The sequence below is a fragment of the Marinomonas rhodophyticola genome (genome assembly GCF_026113935.1).
Taxonomy (GTDB): Bacteria; Pseudomonadota; Gammaproteobacteria; order Pseudomonadales; family Marinomonadaceae; genus Marinomonas; species Marinomonas rhodophyticola.
Genome location: NZ_JAPEUL010000007.1, coordinates 608,196 through 627,417, shown reverse-complemented (window position 1 = coordinate 627,417; position 19,222 = coordinate 608,196). Strand labels below are relative to the sequence as shown.

The window sequence follows — 19,222 nt, the reverse complement described above, 5'->3', positions numbered from 1 at the left end:
CCTTGTATCTCTTCTTGATGAGTGTTTAGCTAGCACTTATCGCATCGGGAAATCGGTGAGTCTCGTGCGCGACCTGAGCACAAAGATGCTGTTTTGTAGATTGAGTCTCTGATTTCCTAACCTCCATTAAACTGAATGGTATCCTAGCACCCCAAGTAAGGGTGATGCTGCATGTACAAGGGGAGTAAATAGAGATGAAGGCTTTTATTGGCATTGATGTTGGTAAAGAAAAGTTAGATGTTAGTTGGTTACGCGACGTGGTCAAAAATAAGCAGAAAACCAAGGTCTTAAAGAACACAAAACAAGGCTATCAAGAATTAGTTGATTGGGTACTAAAGAATACAGGGTTAGAAGCTCAGAATATTGTTATTACGACAGAGCCTACTGGTATTTATAGCGAACCGTTGATGTATTTTTTATATGCCCAAGGATTTACTCTTTTACATGTAAACCCTGGAAAAGCAAAACAATATGCAAAATCATTAGGGCTAGTTCATAAGACTGATAAATCAGACGCCACAATGCTAGCTCGCTATGGTCATGACCAACAACATTCACTTTCAAGCTGGCAGCCAGAGCCGGTAGAAGCAAGAGAACTAAAGGCAATGATGCGTAGACTTGAAGCGCTAGAGCAAGATTTACAGCGTGAAGAAAACCGTTATGAAGCGGTAGGATTTTCAGGCGCATCCGCTCGGGTCGCTCAATCTCTCAAAGATATGATAGCAGTGTTAAAGGCTGAAATTGATAAACTCAAAAATGAAATCGATGAGCATATTGACAGGCATCCTCAATTGAAGAAGAACCGCCAGTTACTTGAAAGTATAAATGGTGTTGGTGAAGTAACATCCCGAATAATGGTTTGTTTACTGGCGTGTAAGCGGTTTAAGAGCGCGAAACAGCTGGCTTCTTATTTAGGCTTGATCCCCAAGCACAACGAATCTGGTAAACGGGCAGGAAAAACAACCTTGAGTAAGGAAGGGCCAGGCTATATCAGAGCGAAATTGTATATGGCCGCAATCGTAGCTGGTCAACACAATACCGATATAAAAGCGCAGAAGACGAGACTACTAAAGCAAGGCAAAACAAAAATGCAGGCGCTAGGTGCAGCGATGAGAAAGCTGTCACAAATATGTTTTGGCGTTGTTAAGAATCAAACAGAATATCAGCCTCAAGTTAGTTAAATAAAAACTTGAGGCTGGTCAGGAGAGATGGTATCTACAAAAACCCACAACAATCCATCAAGCCACTATTAATATTTTCCGTACCACTCTAATTTTTTCTGCAAGGTCACCACCTCACCGATAATCAACAAAGCGGGAGATTTGGCTTCATTCTCTATAGATACGTCATACACATCTTGGATCGTGGAAGTAAAAACACGCTGCTCACTCGTCGTGCCTTTCTCAACAATCGCGACTGGCATCGATGGACTCATACCAAAACGAATCAATGATTGACTGATGTCTTTTAAGCCCGTTAAGCCCATGTAAATAACCAAGGTCTGTGCAGGGTGAACCAATTCTTCCCAAGGCAAATCCGTTGTACCGTCTTTTAAATGCCCCGTTAAAAAACGCACAGATTGCGCGTAGTCACGATGAGTCAAAGGAATACCTGCGTAAGCCGCGCATCCGGCCGCAGCAGTCACACCTGGCACTACCTCAAAAGGCACACCCTCTTCAATTAACTCCTCAAGCTCCTCACCACCACGCCCAAATATAAAAGGGTCACCCCCTTTGAGACGCACTACCATGTGGCCTTCTTTCGCCTTAGCAGCAAGTAGGCTATTAATTTCTTCTTGCGGAAGACTGTGCAAAGACTTGGCCTTTCCAACATACATTTTTTCTGCAGATTCAGGAATGAGCCTCGATAATTTCTTTACCAACCAAGCGATCATATAGCACCACGTCCGCTTGTTTTAATAATCGATACGCTTTCAGCGTCAATAACTCTGGATCGCCTGGACCCGCACCAATCAAATAGACCTTGCCCGTCATAGTTTTCTGTTTTCCACTTCATATAAAAAAAGCCTCTAAGAGGCTTTTTCATTTAAAACCGATCGCACGTCTGCACAAAAACACTTTAAAACAAAAGCATTAGGCTTTCTTTAACAGTGTTTTTCCGCCCATATATGGCACCAATACATCAGGAACACGCACGCTACCGTCGGCATTTTGGTAATTTTCAAGCACGGCAACCAGTGTACGACCCACCGCCAAACCTGAACCATTCAAGGTATGTGCCAATTCTGGCTTACCGGTTTCAGGGTTACGCCAGCGCGCTTGCATGCGACGTGCTTGGAAATCCCACATATTAGAGCAAGAAGAAATTTCACGGTACTTGCCCTGACCTGGCAACCACACTTCAATGTCATAGGTTTTATGTGCAGAGAAACCAAGGTCACCACCGCACAAAATCACGGTACGATAAGGAAGCTCCAGCTTCTTCAAAATCACTTCCGCATGCCCCACCAACTCTTCAAGCACCTGCTCGGACATATCTGGACGGCAAACGTGCACCAACTCTACTTTTTCAAACTGATGTTGACGAATCATGCCACGCGTGTCACGACCATAGCTGCCAGCCTCACTACGGAAACAAGGCGTATGGGCGACAAATTTTTTGTGTAAATCCGCATCATTAAGAATTTCATCACGCACCAAATTGGTGACCGGCACTTCTGCCGTTGGGATCAAATAAAAATCATTGTTCCCACTGTCTTTATCCACGGGCACCTTAAACAGATCGGCTTCAAACTTAGGCAGTTGCCCTGTTCCTTTTAGCGACGCTGCATTTACCAAATAAGGCACATACACTTCTGAATACCCATGAAGATCAACATGAGTATTGATCATGAATTGTGTTAAGGCACGATGTAGACGCGCCAAATCAGAATGCATCACAGCAAAACGAGAACCGGTAATTTTTACAGCCGCTTCGAAATCTAACATTTCCATAGCTTCGCCAAGATCCACATGATCCTTAGGCTCAAACTCAAACTGCTTCGGCTCACCCCAACGACGAATCTCTACGTTGTCGTCTTCAGACTTACCTTCTGGCACAGAAGCATGAGGAATATTCGGAATGCCTTCTAGGAAGCTTTCCATCGCATCTTGTATCTGTGTCAGCTGAATCTTAGCCGCTTCAAGGTCATCACCTAAGGTAGCGGTTTGTGCTTTTAGCTCTGCGGCCTTATCTTTGTCGCCAGACTTCATCGCCTGACCAATTTCTTTGGATACCGAGTTGCGAGCTTGCTGCAGCTGTTCCGTTTCTACTTGAATGGCTTTACGACGCTCCTCTAGGGAAGAAAAGGTCGCCACGTCCAACTCGTAGCCTTTCTTTTTAAGTTGAGCCGCAATGGCATCTGGGTCAATGCGCAAGGCTTTAATGTCTAACATCTCGGCAACAATATCCTTCAAACAGTCTATAAAAATAAATTAGGGTGTCTTCAATCTACCATAGAAATCAGAATGCACGAGTTAACGTCATTCCAATCGCCAAACCAGCCACACCTAAAATGCAGCTTAATAATAAATAGCTTACGGCACTTAGCCAAGCCTGCATATTAATAAGTGACACAATTTCCAACGAAAAAGTCGAAAAAGTCGTAAACGCCCCTAAAAATCCGACCATAACAAGCGGTCGATAAGGTTCAAGTGATGGCATGCGCTCGCTTATCAGAACAAACGCCACACCCATTAGCACACTGCCCAATACATTAATCAGCATGGTGGCAAAGGGAAAATGATGATGCCAATAGGTATTCACCCATTTTGTCATACCATAACGGCTCAAGGCACCAAAAGCACCACCAAAAGCAATCATAAAATACATCATGTGCATCTCTCTCGCGTGTCTTTTATCAGAACAAATCAGATCACTACAAACCTTAAGATTCGTAACGTCGCAGTGGGCTTTGAGCGTCTAGATCCTCCAACCAAGTCAATTTATCAGAGATTTTTTTCTCCAAACCACGGTCAGTTGGTTGATAATAACGCATCTCGGCCAACTCCTCTGGCAAATAATTCTCACCCGCCGCATACGCATGCTCTTCGTTATGGGCATAGCGATATTCATCACCATGCCCCATGCTTTTTGCCAATGAGGTCGGCGCATTACGCAAATGCACAGGCACCTCGTAACTGGGTTGCGCAGCGACGTCCGCCATGGCCTGATTAAAGGCTTTATAAACAGCATTACTTTTAGGAGCACAAGCCATATACACCGCCGCTTGGGCAATGGCACGATTCCCCTCACCCGGTCCCACACGCTCAAAAACAGCCCAAGCATTTAAACCAATTTGCAAGGCTCGAGGATCCGCATTGCCAATATCTTCTGAGGCGATCGCCAATAAACGCCGTGCGATATACAAAGGGTCACAGCCGCCATCCAGCATGCGTGCCATCCAATATAAAGCACCATCTGGTGAAGAGCCACGAACCGACTTATGAAAAGCAGAAATTTGATCGTAAAACACATCCCCTTTACGATCAAAACGACGCACACTGCCGCCTAATACATCTTCTAGCTGCTCTTGAGTGACCTTGCTTCCGAGCTCCACAAGATCAGACAATATCTCTAAGAAATTCAGCCCACGTCGAATATCCCCATCCGCCGCTTGAGCCAACACAGACAGAAAGTAATCGTCTATTTGCAAGCCACCAGAGAAAGCATTGGCAGCCAGACCTTTCTGATGATCTTGTAACGCCCGCAGGAGAGCGCACTTGACTTCGTCGACACTCGGCGTTTTTAAACGATACACTCGTGCTCTCGACAATAACGCTGAATTTAATTCAAAAGCGGGATTTTCCGTGGTGGCACCAATAAACAAAAAGGTGCCATCTTCAATAAAAGGCAAAAAAGCGTCTTGTTGGGATTTATTAAAACGGTGCACTTCGTCAACAAATAAAACCGTTTGAGTGCCGTTCATCATGCGCAGTTGCTTCGCCTGATCTACCGCCGCACGAATGTCTTTGACCCCAGACATGACCGCTGAAATCTCAATAAACTGAGCATCAAGGGCGTGGGACAACAACTGAGCAAAGGTGGTTTTCCCCACCCCAGGCGGTCCCCATAGAATAAAAGAATGGCAATGACCTGTTTCAACCATTCTTCGCAATGGCTTTCCTGGACCGACCAAATGCGACTGGCCAATGTAATCATCAAGACTGACAGGTCGCATTCTCGCTGCCAAAGGCTGATATGCCTCGGCAGGTATGTCCGAAAAAAGATCTTTCATTACTGGCCTTCTACTATCACATCCACATTGTCAGGCAAATCTAAAATGAAATTCTCTTTTGCAACGCCTTCATGAGTCTCAACATTTTTAAACTCAATCACCGTTGTCTGACCCAAGGAATCCAAAATACTCATGGCACTAATGACTTTATTTCGAAAAGATAAAGTCAGTGTCTGAAAGAGATCCTGATTCTCTTTTGGCGTTAAACGAAACTTTTCATCCCCCAACGCCGTCACATTGTAATGAGGAAGAACATCTGCTGCGGGCTGTCCTAGCAGCGCTGCAGGAGAATTCCCTACAGTACCCGATAGCGGTTTCTTGGTTGCCTGCTCTAAATCCACATCCCAAACCGTAACTGTTTTACCGTCAGAGATGATACGCTGTGCAAAAGGCGTGACACTGTCCCAAACAAATTGATTAGGTTGCGCAAGCAGGAAGACACCTTCACTTACTTGTAATTGCTTGCCTTTCTCATCATAAGTAACCTGTCGAAACTCACCCTCAATGTTTCGATTTGACTCTAACAAACTTTCTATTGAGCCAACCTCTTCCGCTTGAGCGCTTGCCACTTGAGCTGCGATGATGACAACAAACATAATCACAGTGACGATTTTATTTAACAAAATGACTCTCCACTAACACATTAAAAAGGTAATACCCCGCAATACAAGAACACCAAATTGACGCTTTTATTCTGGAATCAAAATATCACGCTGACCATTGGTTCCCATTGGTCCAACTAAGCCCGCCGCCTCCATGGACTCAACCAAATTAGCCGCTCTGTTGTACCCTATTTTAAGACGACGTTGAATAGAGGAAATAGAGGCTTTACGCGTTTCAATGACAATTTTCACGGCTTCGTCATAAAGTGCGTCTTTATCTTCACTATCCTCTCCTGACATCAGATCTTCTGGGTTCACCACCACATCTTGAATGTAGTCTGGCTCCCCTCGCTGTTTCCACTCTTCAACAACCGCATGCACCTCGTCATCGGAAACAAAGGCACCATGCACTCGAATTGGCGTTGGCAAGCCAGCAGGAAGATACAACATATCACCCATACCCAGCAGCTGATCCGCCCCACCCTGATCAAGAATGGTTCGTGAGTCTATTTTTGACGACACCTGAAACGCCATACGAGTTGGAATGTTGGCTTTAATCAAACCAGTAATAACATCTACCGAAGGGCGCTGAGTCGCCAAGATTAAATGAATACCTGCCGCACGGGCTTTTTGAGCAATCCGCGCAATCAACTCTTCCACTTTTTTGCCCACTATCATCATCATGTCAGCAAACTCATCAACGATGATAACAATGTAAGGCAAAGGCTCTAAATGGGGCACGGTACGCGCTACACCGTCTTCTGAAAACATGGCCATCTCAGGCTGCCATAATGGGTCTTGAATGGGTTTACCCGCTTCAATCGCATCACGGACCTTCTTGTTATAACCCGCAATATTTCGCACCCCTAACTTGGACATCAGCTTATAACGACGCTCCATCTCATCGACAGACCAGCGCAACCCATTAGCGGCGTCTTTCATGTCTGTGATAACAGGGGTCAAAAGATGAGGAATGCCTTCGTAAATGGACAATTCCAACATTTTCGGATCCACCATGATCATACGCACTTCATCCGGAGTGGATTTGAGTAGCATACTCAGAATCATGGCGTTCACACCAACCGATTTACCTGACCCTGTCGTACCAGCAACCAGCACATGGGGCATTTTGGCAAGATCCACCACAACGGGACTCACCAGAAATATCGTGACCTAATGACAATGTCAGGGGCGAGGAGGATCTATCATAGGCCTCACAATTAATCACCTCTGAAAAATAAACGGTGTCGCGAACCTGATTCGGAATCTCTATGCCTATGGTGGATTTACCCGCAATCACTTCAACCACGCGCACACTCATCACACTCAGAGAACGAGCAAGATCTTTCGCTAAATTGGTGATACGAGAAACCTTTACACCCGGTGCAGGCTGGATTTCAAAACGTGTAATCACCGGGCCTGGGTTCACTTCAACCACATCAGCTTTCACCCCAAAGTCCTGAAGGCGCTGCTCCAACAGTTCGGACAAAGCCAACAGCTCATCTTCTGAGTAACCACCCTGCTTGGGCTTAGGCGTAGTCAATACCGAACGATCTGGCAACGAATAGGTTTCCACCTTTCTTTTGTTTTCCACTTCATCCGCATAAGGCCCACCCAGCGAGTCCAGCTGCTTAGCTTCAGATAGCGTACGAAACGCTGGTTTATGGGCTGGCGGAATCATGTCTTCACTATCGTGCTGAAACAACTTGGCATCAGCTTGTTCTTTCGAAATACCAAACGTCATCTCATCTTGTTCATCTTCCCATGCAACTGGCTTGCTCACGGCTGGCTGCTTGGGAGCCATTGCCTTGTGTTGCGCTGTACTTTCTCTAGGATCCTCCCACGACTCCTCAATATACAGCGTGTCACCAAACTGAATATCATCGTCATGAATAGATAAATCATCTAGCCCACTAAATTCTGGCTCTTCATGAACGGTCACCGCATCACTTGGGGCATCTTCTGTATTAGCGGCTTTTGAGCGCGAAAACAACGCAGGCAGACGAAACTTGAATTTTTTATCTTGCCCGCCATCGTCATAATGCTCGTTCTCAATACGAGCATCCTCAAACAAGGGATCCGTTTTGGCATGCCCATCGGACGGTACAGTATTTTTTGACGGTTCTGTCGCCGCCTTTCTTCGTTTACGAACAATAGCAGGCTCTTCAGCTTCAGTCTCATCGACAAACAAATCGGCCATTTCGGTACGTTGAGTCGACTTTGCCTCTTGACGGTCAGCCCATTTATGGCGAACAAACATCACAAATTTATAAGCACGCTCACCAAGGCTATCCATTAAATGCAACCAATGCAATTGAGCCAACAGGGTAAAAGATAAAACGACTAAGGCTAAACTTACCAACGTGGCGCCGTCGTAACCTATAAAACCATAGAGCAATGTCCCTAGCCCGCGCCCCAATATACCACCCGGTCCATATTGCAATGAGTATTCCCCCACCGTGTGCAAAAAACACAATACAGAACCAAAGGATAAATACAGAATACTACCAATAGTGCAAAGCAACGCATTATTTAACGGCAACAAGGAATGGGGGTTACGCCATAAAATAATGGCCACCCAAAAAAATAACGGTGGTAAAGAATAAAACAAAGAACCAAAAAACCCCGACGCCAAATCCGCAATAATAGCGCCGATTGGCCCCATCGAATTTTGAATAGCACCACCACTACCAGAATAAAACCAACCAGCATCTTCAGGGCTATAAGAATACGTTGCCAAAGCGAAAAAAAACAACATTAGCAAAGCGGCAATAAACGCTGCTTGCTTGGCAAACAATTCCCAAATTGGTGATCGTACCGACTCACTCATTTCTTCTGACAAAACGTGCCTTCCTATCTTATGTTAATCAAAACAAACCACACTCCATCCAGCGGAGCCACAAGTTGGCTAAGCTTACCATAAAAAAAGCCAACCCAAAGGGCTGGCTTTCGCTTTTACTAAGAAAGGCTTTCTTTATAAAGAAAAATCTTAGAAGAAAGTTTTTACACCAACAGTAGTTTGCTCTGCGCCATTTGTAGAAGAATCAGCAGCTAGGTCACCAGCGTAGTTTTTCACGTAGTAAGTCAAGTCACCAGATACATACTCACCGATGAAGTAAGTACCATCCATTTCTTTTTCTAGCTCATTAGAGTATTCAAGAGTCAAAGTCAAAGCATCAGTCGCTGCAAAAGCGATAGAAGACGTCATTTGCTCACGGTCAGTAGTTGTACCAGTACCTTTCTCACCCACACCGTAGTTCAAAGACACAGTGATAGGACCAGACACAGTTTGGAAACCAACGTTTACTGCGTTAGCATCGCCTACAGAACCACCAGAAATACCCGCTTTGATAAATCCGAAGTCTTTAACGTAAGAAAGAGCGAAACCGATATCAGAATCTTCATCATCAGTAGATTCAGTCGCTTCTAATGCAACTGTCAACTCAGGAGTTACCTTGTAACGAACGCCAGTGTTATCAGTATCGCTAGCTGCAGTAACCAAATCAACACCACCGAAAAGCTCGTCCATACCCATGAAAGAACCAGTCGCTACTGTACCGTCAAAGCGACCAAAAGATACGGCACCTTGTTTCACATACAGTTTTTCCATGCCGATTTTAGTCGCTTCATTAGCTCCTGTAGTAGCAAATTCAAGCTCAGCGTACACAATACCTGTATCAACATGAAGCTCTAGCTCACCAAGATCTGTACCATCAGCTAGGTCTGGAGTGTCCTTAGATTCACCATTGTATGTGGTATATTCAACACCAGCTTCACCAGTAATGATAGCATCAGCAGCGAAAGTGGCAGTAGAAACAGCAGCCGCAACAGCAGATACTGCAAACACAGAAGCAAGTTTAATCGCTTTCATTCAAGATTCCCCTTTATATTATATTGTGTGGCCTTGTAGACCCATTGATAGATTTTCGTCAAACCAAGAAACGTTGCTAAATCAACGACTCATGTATCTTAAAACCGATCGATTTCACTTTTGTGACAATTGCCAAAAAAGCAAGTTATCTTATTTCCCAACACTGCATTCGATTATGCTTTCGAATTACCGTTCTGGACTGCATTGATTAAAACCAAGTTTTCCATTATCGGTCAAGCATTCCTTGCACTTTTTTCTTTTTTTTCATCTTGAAGCCTTTTTTGAACAAAAAACAGTCAACAAAGACAATGACGAACAATTTTTTTCGTTTATTCATGCACAGTTCAATCAATTGAGCATGAGATTGTGTCAGCAAGTCGCAAGTCTAATATTTTTTTTTACTTAATTCGACTCGCTTAAACTATTTAACGGATCGAAAAGCTATTTCTTTAATTTTTTTTATGCGCTTTCAAGTTTTTTTTCATAGACATTTTTTTCATCGGTCGTTTTAATAAATACTCATAACGCAATGTTGTAAAATGAGATTCATCAGGACAATACTCCCCCTATGCAAACCGCTACCACCGATTCAGATACCGATGACACACAAGAGACTCGTTTTACTCACCGAATCCCCCTACGACACACCAAACCCAAGCAAAGCATTACAGGACCCTGAGGGCTTATCAGCTATTGGGGGAGACCTATCCACGACGAGACTAATCCATTTATACAGCAAAGGTTTTTTCCCATGGTTCAGTGATCCAGACCCTATTTTATGGTGGCATCCTAAACAACGATGCGTGCTAAAACCAGCCGATTTCCATCTTTCAAAATCACTCAAAAAAGCCCTTAAAAAAATAAAACAAGCCGAGCCAAAAGATGCGCAATGGTTTTTTTCAATAAACCAAGATTTCTCTGCCGTGATCAACAACTGCGCGGGGTTAAGGGTCAACAAAGAAGGAACGTGGATATCAAAAGATATCAAAACAGCATATCAAAAGTTGCATAAATTGGGTTACGCCCACTCCATTGAAATATGGCAAAATGAAACACTTATCGGTGGTTTTTACGGCATCGCGATGGGGAATATGTTCTTTGGCGAATCTATGTTTTCGCTGGCTCCCAACGCATCAAAAGTGGCACTACAGCTCTTTTGCGAACTCGCACAAAAATGCCATATCGAACTCATCGATTGCCAAGTCGAATCGAAGCATTTGCTTTCACTGGGTGCAAAATTAACCGAGCGAGAAGTGTTTTCAAAACAATTAGAGCAACTCATACCCGCCACAACAACCAACCCGGTACTCATTCAACTGGGGCAAAAAACACAAAAACAACGCATTTAAGTAAGAGAATCACTAAAAATAGAGGCGATAAGCGCACAACTAGGTTTGCCTTACGCTGTGTTTTTAGGCAAAATACGCTCGATCAAAATTCAGGCGTTGCTTAATGCACGTGATAATTAGTGCCTAACCGATATAGAGCAGCACTAAACTGACAAAAGTAGCGCGACACACTGTAACAGCAGCGCCTACTAAATGAGAGCTTTGCAGGACGTTAAGTCGTGCAAAGCTCTCTAAATGTAAGTATTAACACCATAGGACACTTATTGTGGCAAAAGAAGAAGGCTTAGAAATGGAGGGCACTATCATTGATACGTTGCCTAATACCATGTTCCGTGTCGAATTAGAAAACGGACACGTTGTAATTGCTCATATCTCTGGAAAAATGCGTAAAAACTATATCCGTATTTTAACTGGCGATAAGGTAAAAGTTGAGTTAACACCATACGATCTTTCAAAAGGCCGTATCGTGTACCGCGCTCGTTAATGTTAAGTAACCCTCAATCGGTCTACTTAAATCGATGACATAAAAAAACCGGACTGAGTCCGGTTTTTTTATGTCTCTAATACCTGTAGGTCGGCCTTTAGGCCGCCAAAAGCCCGATAACACCAAACCAAAAACCTTGACGCGCTAAAGCACGACCTTGTATCTCTTCTTGATGAGTGTTTAGCTAGCACTTATCGCATCGGGAAATCGGTGAGGCTCGTGCGCGACCTGAGCACAAAGATGCTGTTTTGTAGATTGGTCCTGATTTCCTAACCTCCATTAAACTGAATGGTATCCTAGCACCCCAAGTAAGGGTGATGCTGCATGTACAAGGGGAGTAGATAGAGATGAAGGCTTTTATTGGCATTGATGTTGGTAAAGAAAAGTTAGATGTTAGTTGGTTACGCGACTTGGTCAAAAATAAGCAGAAAACCAAGGTCTTAAAGAACACAAAACAAGGCTATCAAGAATTAGTTGACTGGGTGCTAAAGAATACAGGGCTAGAAGCTCAGAATATTGTTATTACGACAGAGCCTACTGGTATTTATAGCGAACCTTTGATGTATTTTTTATATGTTCAAGGATTTACTCTTTTACATGTAAACCCTGGAAAAGCAAAACAATATGCAAAATCATTAGGGCTAGTTCATAAGACTGATAAATCAGACGCCACAATGCTAGCTCGCTATGGTCATGACCAACAACATTCACTTTCAAGCTGGCAGCCAGAGCCGGTAGAAGCAAGAGAACTAAAGGCAATGATGCGTAGACTTGAAGCGCTAGAGCAAGATTTACAGCGTGAAGAAAACCGTTATGAAGCGGTAGGATTTTCAGGCGCATCCGCTCGGGTCGCTCAATCTCTCAAAGATATGATAGCAGTGTTAAAGGCTGAAATTGATAAACTCAAAAATGAAATCGATGAGCATATTGACAGGCATCCTCAATTGAAGAAGAACCGCCAATTACTTGAAAGCATAAATGGTGTTGGTGAAGTAACATCCCGAATAATGGTTTGTTTGCTGGCGTGTAAGCGGTTTAAGAGCGCGAAACAGCTGGCTTCTTATTTAGGCTTGATCCCCAAGCACAACGAATCTGGTAAACGGGCAGGAAAAACAACCTTGAGTAAGGAAGGGCCAGGCTATATCAGAGCGAAATTGTATATGGCCGCAATCGTAGCTGGTCAACACAATACCGATATAAAAGCGCAGAAGACGAGACTACTAAAGCAAGGCAAAACAAAAATGCAGGCGCTAGGTGCAGCGATGAGAAAGCTGTCACAAATATGTTTTGGCGTTGTTAAGAATCAAACAGAATATCAGCCTCAAGTTAGTTAAATAAAAACTTGAGGCTGGTCAGGAGAGATGGTATCTACAAGATCAACAGAATTCGTTTTGTGACCGTTTAATGAACCACTTCCTCTTTGATCACTTCGAATTTCAGTTCATCACTTTTCTCATCCAGAGCCACTTTAACATGACCGCCGTCATGTAGGTCACCAAACAGTATCTTATCCGCTAACGGCTTTTTCAGATGCTCTTGAATGACCCTAGCCATTGGACGTGCGCCCATTTGACGATCGTAGCCTTTGTTTGCCAACCAGCCTCTGGCGGTGTCTGAGACCTCCAACAAGACACCTTTAGGGTCCAACTGAGCCTGTAGCTCCACCAAGAACTTATCCACGACATTAAAGATAATGCGTTCATCTAACTGCTGGAACTGAATCACCGCATCAAGACGGTTTCTAAATTCTGGCGTAAAAGTACGATTAATCACTTCCATACCATCAGTAGAGTTATCTTGACTAGAGAAGCCTATCGAACGTCGGGCTAATTCTTCTGCTCCCGCATTCGATGTCATCACCAAGATCACATTGCGGAAATCCGCCTTACGCCCATTATTGTCGGTCAAAGTACCGTGATCCATTACCTGCAATAGCAAGTTAAAGACTTCTGGATGCGCTTTTTCGATTTCATCCAACAGCACAACACTGTGTGGGTTCTTAGTTACGGCTTCCGTTAACAAACCGCCTTGATCAAACCCCACATAACCTGGAGGCGCGCCAATCAATCGAGACACCGCATGTCGCTCCATGTACTCCGACATATCAAAACGAATTAACTCCAAGCCCAACTGCTTAGCAAGTTGCTTGGTGACTTCGGTTTTACCGACACCCGTAGGCACGGCCATAAGGAAAGAACCAATTGGTTTTTGCTCTGCTTTCAATCCCGCACGCGACAACTTGATCGCTGAAGACAAAGAATCAATGGCTTTATCTTGTCCAAACACCACCATTTTCAAGTTACGCTCTAAATTAGACAATACTTGTCTATCATCAGAGTTAACCGCCCTTACAGGCACCCGAGCAATCTTAGAAACAATGTCTTCAATATCGGCAACCGTGATAATGGCCTTACGCTTGCCTTCTGGTTGCAAACGCTGATAAGCCCCAGCCTCATCAATAACATCAATGGCTTTGTCTGGCATGTGGCGATCTGTCACATAACGCTGCGCCAATTCAGCCGCCGCCAACAAAGCAGGCTCTTCATATTTCACCTTATGATGCTCTTCAAAGGCCCCAATAATGCCTTTCAAAATTTGATAGGTATCGTCTACGCTTGGCTCATTGACATCGATTTTCTGAAAACGACGAGCCAAAGCGTGATCTTTTTCAAACACACCGCGAAACTCTTGGAAAGTGGTGGAACCAATACAGCGCAAACCACCGGAGCTGAGCACGGGTTTAAGCAAATTGGAGGCATCCATCACGCCACCAGAGGCTGCCCCCGCACCAATAATGGTGTGAATTTCGTCGATAAACAAAATAGCGTTGGGCAGTTTTTTCAAATCGCCTAGCAATTGCTTTAGACGCTTTTCAAAATCTCCGCGATATTTTGTGCCAGCGAGTAAAGCGCCTAAATCAAGCGAATAAACAACGCCATCTGCAATCACATCAGGAACCTGTCCATCTACAATTCGTTTTGCTAGCCCCTCAGCAATGGCTGTTTTACCGACTCCGGATTCGCCAACAAGCAAGGGGTTATTTTTACGGCGACGTGAAAGGGTTTGTATCACCCGCTCGACTTCATATTCTCGACCAATTAGCTTATCGATTTTACCTGCTTTCGCCTCTTCGTTTAGGTTGGTCGCAAATTTTTGCAACGGCGCCGCGACAGAATCGTCTGCTTCATCATCGTGCTCCGCTTCATGCGAGGAAGAATCACCTAACTTAGAAATACCATGAGCAACGTAGTTAACCACATCAATACGCGCCACACCGTGGCGTTTTAATAAATAAACCGTTTGGCTTTCTTGTTCACTAAAAATAGCCACTAATACGTTAGCACCAGTGACTTCTCGTTTGCCTGATGATTGAACATGAAAAACGGCACGCTGCAATACACGCTGAAAGCCTAGCGTAGGCTGTACTTCACGCTCTTCATCATTTTCTGGAATCAGAGGTGTTGTACTGTTGACAAATTCCTCAAGCTCCCGACTTAAAGTCTCTAAATTAACACCGCACGCTTTTAGGACGCTTGAAGCAGCGCCGTTGTGAATAAGAGCGAGTAATAAATGCTCCACCGTCATAAATTCATGGCGTTTGTCACGCGCCGCTTTAAAAGCCATATTCAGGGTTTGTTCTAGTTCTTTATCTAACATTGCTATTCCCTCACTCTGAATCAGTCGACCTTTTGTAGGTCACACATTAAGGGGTGCTCATTTTGTTCCACGAACTGTTGTACCATTGCGACTTTAGTTTCGGCAATATCAAAAGGGTAAATACCACAAACACCCTTGCCTTTTGTATGCACTTCTAACATTACCTGCTTGGCCTTCTCCCCATCCATAGAAAAAAACGTTGTAATACAAACACGACAAAATCCATTGGCGTATAGTCATCATTAAACAACACCACCTGATACATGGAAGGCGGTTTTAATTCTGTTTCTTCAGGAGCAATCGCGATATTGGAGTGTCCGTGCTGCTCGTCTTCTGATATTAGTCTAATTTGTTGATCTACAATCATCCCATGCCTCTGAGGCTACAATTTTTTACGTAATTTGCCAAACTTGACGCATTACGACTTATATACGCAACACTTAGCTACTTGGATTTTACAAATCCTAAAAGGGCTTCTACGCTCTTTATTGGGGTAACTAAATGTGTAATCAATGTTTATGGGTAAAATTCTAGCATTGATCCAACACAAACAAGTTGCACCTATTTAGAAATCTACGCTATTCGAGTTGAATTTTTAAGGTGTCCAGCAACATCATGGCGCATTTTTGATGATGCAGGCAACTATATGGTTAGACGTTTTACAACGATCAGAGTCGTAAGGAGTAACTCATGCATCACGGATCAGTGAAGTGGTTTAACAACGCAAAAGGCTACGGATTTATTGTCTCAGAGGATTTTAATGAAGATTTATTTATTCATTATTCGGCAATCAATGTCGAAGGCTATAAAACCCTCAAAGCAGGACAGACAGTAACGTTTAATGTTGAGCCTGGAGAAAGGGGTCTGCACGCTATAGAGATTAATCCCATCACAACGAAACAAGAGGATACTCATTCCATCGACAAAAAAGCGCAGCCAGCTTAAAACAAAACGTCATCGCTATCCTCGTACGGATTTGCTATCTTACTCCTTAACCCTGAGGAGTAAGATACGTGTTTTTTCGCGTTTTTTTTACGCTTTCCGTTCGCCTTAAACACACATAGAACCCATGTCTTCCAACTTAATTTTATTTAACAAACCCTTTCGAGTACTCAGCCAGTTTTCTGCTGAAGGCGATAAATCTACCCTAGCCGACTATATCGACATACCAGAGTTTTACCCTGCTGGGCGGCTAGACTTTGACTCGGAAGGATTATTACTGCTCACGAATCAAGGGACACTGCAGCATATTATCGCCTCCCCAGACTTCAAACTGCCCAAAACTTACTGGGTTCAAGTGGAAGGAGAAATATCAGACGACGCGTTAGACAAACTAAAACAAGGTGTCGAACTGAAAGATGGGCTGACGAAACCAGCTCATGCTGAACGCATAGCGGAACCTAATGTTTGGGAAAGAATACCAGCAGTCAGACACAGGGAAAACATTCCCACTAGCTGGTTGTCATTGCAAATTCGCGAAGGAAAAAACCGACAAGTCCGCCGAATGACAGCCGCTGTCGGCTTTCCTACACTTAGACTCATTCGCTATGCTATTGGTCCTTATACCCTAGAAAACACTCCCGTAGGCCAATGGAATTACATAGCACCAACCGATAGTTTATTGAAAGAGGTGACTCATTTTGAAGAACAAAGAAAGAGAAAGGCTGCCTCATCTAACCGTCGCCGCCTTAGTGAAAAAAGACCAGCGTTTTCTCATGGTGAAAGAGTGGCAAGACGGTCAACTCGTCCTAAACCAACCAGCGGGCCACGTCGAAAATAATGAGAGCGTCATCGACGCCGTGATTCGTGAGACAAAAGAAGAGTCTGGCTGGCTAGTAAAACCCATCGGCTTACTGGGTATTTATGCCTTCACCCCTTATGAAGGGGCCGACACTTTTCATCGCCTGTGCTTTGTCTGTGAAGCCGTAAGTGAAAGCAATGAGCCGCTTGATGAAGACATCGTTTCCAGCCACTGGTTCAGCTATGAAGAAATACTCGAGTTACCTCATCGTAGTCCGTTAATTCGCGCCTGCATTGAAGATTCATTGAATAACCCCATTATTCCTTTAAGCTTTTTGTCCGATCAGTTTCTTCGGCCTATGCCGACACAAAGAAAGTGATACAATAGCAAATATTATATTCATTTGAGGCAACGCCTCTTCGCCTTACGAAATTACAGTCGAGACACAACAACGCATGAAAGAGAGTTCCTACTGCGAACATCGCAAACCATTCAAAAAAAGTCATCGTCGGTATGTCTGGCGGTGTTGATTCCTCTGTGTCTGCACTTATCTTGATGCAGCAGGGCTATCAGGTTGAAGGTCTGTTCATGAAGAACTGGGACGAAGACGATGGTACAGAATATTGCACCGCAAAAGACGATCTTGCAGATGCACAAGCGGTATCGGATAAATTAGGCATCAAACTGCACACGGCCAACTTTGCCGCAGAATATTGGGACAATGTTTTCGAGCACTTTCTTGCTGAGTACAAAGCTGGCCGTACACCCAATCCAGATATTTTATGCAACAAAGAAATTAAATTTAAAGCCTTTTTAGAATACGCCTTAGCATTGGGCGCTGACTACATAGCCACAGGCCACTATGTTCGCCGCGGCGAAAAAAACGGCGAACCTTTATTATTAAAGGGCTTAGATGGCAATAAAGATCAAAGCTACTTTTTATACGCTGTTGGGAAAGATGAAATTGCCAAAACCCTCTTTCCCGTTGGTGAACTTGAAAAACCTGAAGTGCGTCGTTTAGCCGAAGAATTTGGTCTAGTGACTCACAACAAAAAAGACAGTACTGGCATTTGTTTTATTGGCGAGCGCCGCTTCAAAGACTTCCTAGAGCAATATCTGCCTGCTCAACCTGGTGATATAGAAACCCTCGATGGGGATAAAATTGGCCGCCATCATGGTTTGATGTATCACACTATTGGACAACGTCAAGGCTTGGGTATTGGTGGTCTCGCGAAGTATTCTGACGATCCTTGGTATGTGGTGGAAAAAGACTTGGAGCGCAATGTGTTGAAAGTGACACAAGGTGGACAACACGAATCCTTGTTTAAAACACACTTAATTGCCGATAATTTTGATTGGGTTGCAAGGGTAAAACCCACCTTCCCTCTCACCTGTAAAGCCAAGTGCCGCTATCGCCAATCAGACCAAGATTGTACCATCACCGAGCTTGCCGATGGTCGTGTTGAAGTGTCGTTTGTCGAGCCGCAACGCGCCATCACACCAGGTCAGTCTGTGGTGTTTTACCTAAATGATGTGTGTCTTGGTGGTGGCATCATCAATGTCGCTTTTAACAAGTAACTATTGAGAGAAAAAACGTGAGTAGTAGAGAAAAAGAGCAAACCATCGCCCTGTCCGCTGTGTTTCAGGCAGCGGAATTGGTGTCCATTTTAGCAAGAACCGGGCAAGTCGATAACGCCAGTTTACAACCATTACTAGACAGCATTTTAATGGTTAGCGCTGCCTCTACAGAAGACATATATGGTGGGCAATGGGATTGCTCAAGCAACCTTGGACTAGGCCGGAAAATTACCCGACAGGCGCTAGGAAAAGAACGCAGCAGCGTTAATCCAGATACGCTACGGTACGCTCTTAGCCTCATTCATCTTGAAAACAAGCTTTCTAAAGCCCCTGAGATGCTCTCTATCATTGGTCAACGTATCCCCCAGATAGAACAAAAGAAAACTCACTACGAAAGCGTTTTACACGAAAATATGCTGGCCTCCATATCAGGCCTATACCAAGACACATTAAGCAAACTGCCTTTTCGAATCCAAGTGCAAGGCGACAGTCGATTTTTGCAGCAGCCGCATGTGGCCAATCAAGTTCGAGCCATCCTCATGGCAGGCATCCGTGCCGCCATGCTATGGCGACAACTGGGCGGCAAACGCTGGCATTTAATCTTTAAGAGAAAAGCCTTATTAAACGCCTTAGACGCACGGAATTAACCTTCGCAGAATACACAATAGATTTTCTTTGGTTTTGTCGATCGCACCTTTAGGCCG

15 protein-coding genes and 3 pseudogenes are annotated in these 19,222 nt (G+C 44.2%); 9 read left to right on the top strand and 9 right to left on the bottom strand.

All coding sequences use genetic code 11. The features are described 5' to 3' along the window. Nucleotides 1–194 precede the first annotated feature (194 nt). On the top strand, nt 195–1,181 hold the full coding sequence (locus tag ONZ52_RS11610; RefSeq protein WP_100188761.1) for an IS110 family RNA-guided transposase: 987 nt from the start codon (nt 195–197) through the stop codon (nt 1,179–1,181). A 68-nt stretch (nt 1,182–1,249) separates the two neighbouring features. On the opposite strand, the pseudogene cobA reads toward ONZ52_RS11610, so the two are convergent. The 7 genes and pseudogenes from cobA to ONZ52_RS11570 all read right to left on the bottom strand — a co-directional run bounded on the left by cobA (nt 1,250) and on the right by ONZ52_RS11570 (nt 9,709). Further along, nucleotides 1,250–1,994, bottom strand: a pseudogene (cobA, locus tag ONZ52_RS11605) (uroporphyrinogen-III C-methyltransferase). Between the two features lie 99 nt (nt 1,995–2,093). Continuing rightward, complete coding sequence (gene serS / locus ONZ52_RS11595) at nt 2,094–3,395, bottom strand: serine--tRNA ligase (RefSeq protein WP_265218777.1); 1,302 nt, start codon at nt 3,393–3,395, stop codon at nt 2,094–2,096. A gap of 67 nt (nt 3,396–3,462) precedes the next feature. Continuing rightward, nucleotides 3,463–3,834, bottom strand: coding sequence for a fluoride efflux transporter CrcB (gene crcB, locus ONZ52_RS11590; RefSeq protein ID WP_265218776.1), 372 nt, complete (start codon nt 3,832–3,834; stop codon nt 3,463–3,465). 52 nt (nt 3,835–3,886) lie between these two features. Further along, nucleotides 3,887–5,236: a replication-associated recombination protein A gene (locus tag ONZ52_RS11585; RefSeq protein ID WP_265218775.1), complete on the bottom strand. Its 1,350-nt coding sequence runs from the start codon at nt 5,234–5,236 to the stop codon at nt 3,887–3,889. After that, a complete protein-coding gene (gene lolA / locus ONZ52_RS11580; RefSeq protein WP_265218774.1) occupies nt 5,236–5,859 on the bottom strand; it encodes an outer membrane lipoprotein periplasmic chaperone LolA in 624 nt (207 codons plus the stop codon). Before lolA ends, ONZ52_RS11585 begins: the two co-directional genes overlap by 1 nt. Before the next feature lie 66 nt (nt 5,860–5,925). Then, a pseudogene (locus tag ONZ52_RS11575) lies at nt 5,926–8,668 on the bottom strand (DNA translocase FtsK). A 159-nt stretch (nt 8,669–8,827) separates the two neighbouring features. After that, nucleotides 8,828–9,709 (bottom strand): hypothetical protein, encoded by an 882-nt coding sequence (locus ONZ52_RS11570; RefSeq protein ID WP_265218773.1) that lies wholly within the window; start codon nt 9,707–9,709, stop codon nt 8,828–8,830. Between the two features lie 599 nt (nt 9,710–10,308). Here ONZ52_RS11570 and aat point away from each other — a divergent pair. The 3 genes from aat to ONZ52_RS11555 all read left to right on the top strand — a co-directional run bounded on the left by aat (nt 10,309) and on the right by ONZ52_RS11555 (nt 12,876). Beyond that, a complete protein-coding gene (aat, locus tag ONZ52_RS11565; RefSeq protein WP_265218772.1) occupies nt 10,309–11,058 on the top strand; it encodes a leucyl/phenylalanyl-tRNA--protein transferase in 750 nt (249 codons plus the stop codon). A 265-nt stretch (nt 11,059–11,323) separates the two neighbouring features. Next, nucleotides 11,324–11,542, top strand: coding sequence for a translation initiation factor IF-1 (infA, locus tag ONZ52_RS11560; protein ID WP_012070936.1), 219 nt, complete (start codon nt 11,324–11,326; stop codon nt 11,540–11,542). 347 nt (nt 11,543–11,889) lie between these two features. Further along, on the top strand, nt 11,890–12,876 hold the full coding sequence (locus ONZ52_RS11555; protein WP_265218770.1) for an IS110 family RNA-guided transposase: 987 nt from the start codon (nt 11,890–11,892) through the stop codon (nt 12,874–12,876). A 67-nt stretch (nt 12,877–12,943) separates the two neighbouring features. On the opposite strand, the gene clpA is transcribed toward ONZ52_RS11555, so the two are convergent. Together clpA and clpS are read right to left on the bottom strand one after the other, a co-directional pair. Beyond that, on the bottom strand, nt 12,944–15,199 hold the full coding sequence (gene clpA / locus ONZ52_RS11550; RefSeq protein WP_265218768.1) for an ATP-dependent Clp protease ATP-binding subunit ClpA: 2,256 nt from the start codon (nt 15,197–15,199) through the stop codon (nt 12,944–12,946). 20 nt (nt 15,200–15,219) lie between these two features. Continuing rightward, a pseudogene (gene clpS / locus ONZ52_RS11545) lies at nt 15,220–15,566 on the bottom strand (ATP-dependent Clp protease adapter ClpS). 323 nt (nt 15,567–15,889) lie between these two features. Here clpS and ONZ52_RS11540 point away from each other — a divergent pair. From ONZ52_RS11540 to hflD, 5 genes are all read left to right on the top strand, one after another. Further along, nucleotides 15,890–16,144, top strand: coding sequence for a cold shock domain-containing protein (locus tag ONZ52_RS11540; protein ID WP_265218766.1), 255 nt, complete (start codon nt 15,890–15,892; stop codon nt 16,142–16,144). A gap of 124 nt (nt 16,145–16,268) precedes the next feature. Beyond that, nucleotides 16,269–16,979, top strand: a complete 711-nt coding sequence (locus ONZ52_RS11535; protein WP_265218764.1) for a pseudouridine synthase — start codon at nt 16,269–16,271, stop codon at nt 16,977–16,979. Beyond that, nucleotides 16,915–17,319: an NUDIX domain-containing protein gene (locus tag ONZ52_RS11530; protein ID WP_265218763.1), complete on the top strand. Its 405-nt coding sequence runs from the start codon at nt 16,915–16,917 to the stop codon at nt 17,317–17,319. The genes ONZ52_RS11535 and ONZ52_RS11530 overlap by 65 nt, the downstream gene beginning before the upstream one ends. A gap of 101 nt (nt 17,320–17,420) precedes the next feature. Next, the gene (gene mnmA, locus ONZ52_RS11525; protein ID WP_265219401.1) at nt 17,421–18,518 is read left to right on the top strand and encodes a tRNA 2-thiouridine(34) synthase MnmA; all 1,098 of its coding nucleotides are present in this window, start codon (nt 17,421–17,423) and stop codon (nt 18,516–18,518) included. Between the two features lie 17 nt (nt 18,519–18,535). Next, nucleotides 18,536–19,165, top strand: a complete 630-nt coding sequence (hflD, locus tag ONZ52_RS11520) for a high frequency lysogenization protein HflD (RefSeq protein WP_265218762.1) — start codon at nt 18,536–18,538, stop codon at nt 19,163–19,165. Nucleotides 19,166–19,222: the final 57 nt, after the last annotated feature.

Coding starts and splice junctions, on each gene's coding strand:
- ONZ52_RS11610 (WP_100188761.1), top strand. CDS start 195: ATGAAGGCTTTTATTGGCATTGATGTTGGTAAAGAAAAGTTAGATGTT.
- serS (WP_265218777.1), bottom strand. CDS start 3,395: ATGTTAGACATTAAAGCCTTGCGCATTGACCCAGATGCCATTGCGGCT.
- crcB (WP_265218776.1), bottom strand. CDS start 3,834: ATGATGTATTTTATGATTGCTTTTGGTGGTGCTTTTGGTGCCTTGAGC.
- ONZ52_RS11585 (WP_265218775.1), bottom strand. CDS start 5,236: ATGAAAGATCTTTTTTCGGACATACCTGCCGAGGCATATCAGCCTTTG.
- ONZ52_RS11570 (WP_265218773.1), bottom strand. CDS start 9,709: ATGAAAGCGATTAAACTTGCTTCTGTGTTTGCAGTATCTGCTGTTGCG.
- aat (WP_265218772.1), top strand. CDS start 10,309: ATGACACACAAGAGACTCGTTTTACTCACCGAATCCCCCTACGACACA.
- ONZ52_RS11555 (WP_265218770.1), top strand. CDS start 11,890: ATGAAGGCTTTTATTGGCATTGATGTTGGTAAAGAAAAGTTAGATGTT.
- clpA (WP_265218768.1), bottom strand. CDS start 15,199: ATGTTAGATAAAGAACTAGAACAAACCCTGAATATGGCTTTTAAAGCG.
- ONZ52_RS11540 (WP_265218766.1), top strand. CDS start 15,890: ATGCATCACGGATCAGTGAAGTGGTTTAACAACGCAAAAGGCTACGGA.
- ONZ52_RS11535 (WP_265218764.1), top strand. CDS start 16,269: ATGTCTTCCAACTTAATTTTATTTAACAAACCCTTTCGAGTACTCAGC.
- ONZ52_RS11530 (WP_265218763.1), top strand. CDS start 16,915: ATGGTGAAAGAGTGGCAAGACGGTCAACTCGTCCTAAACCAACCAGCG.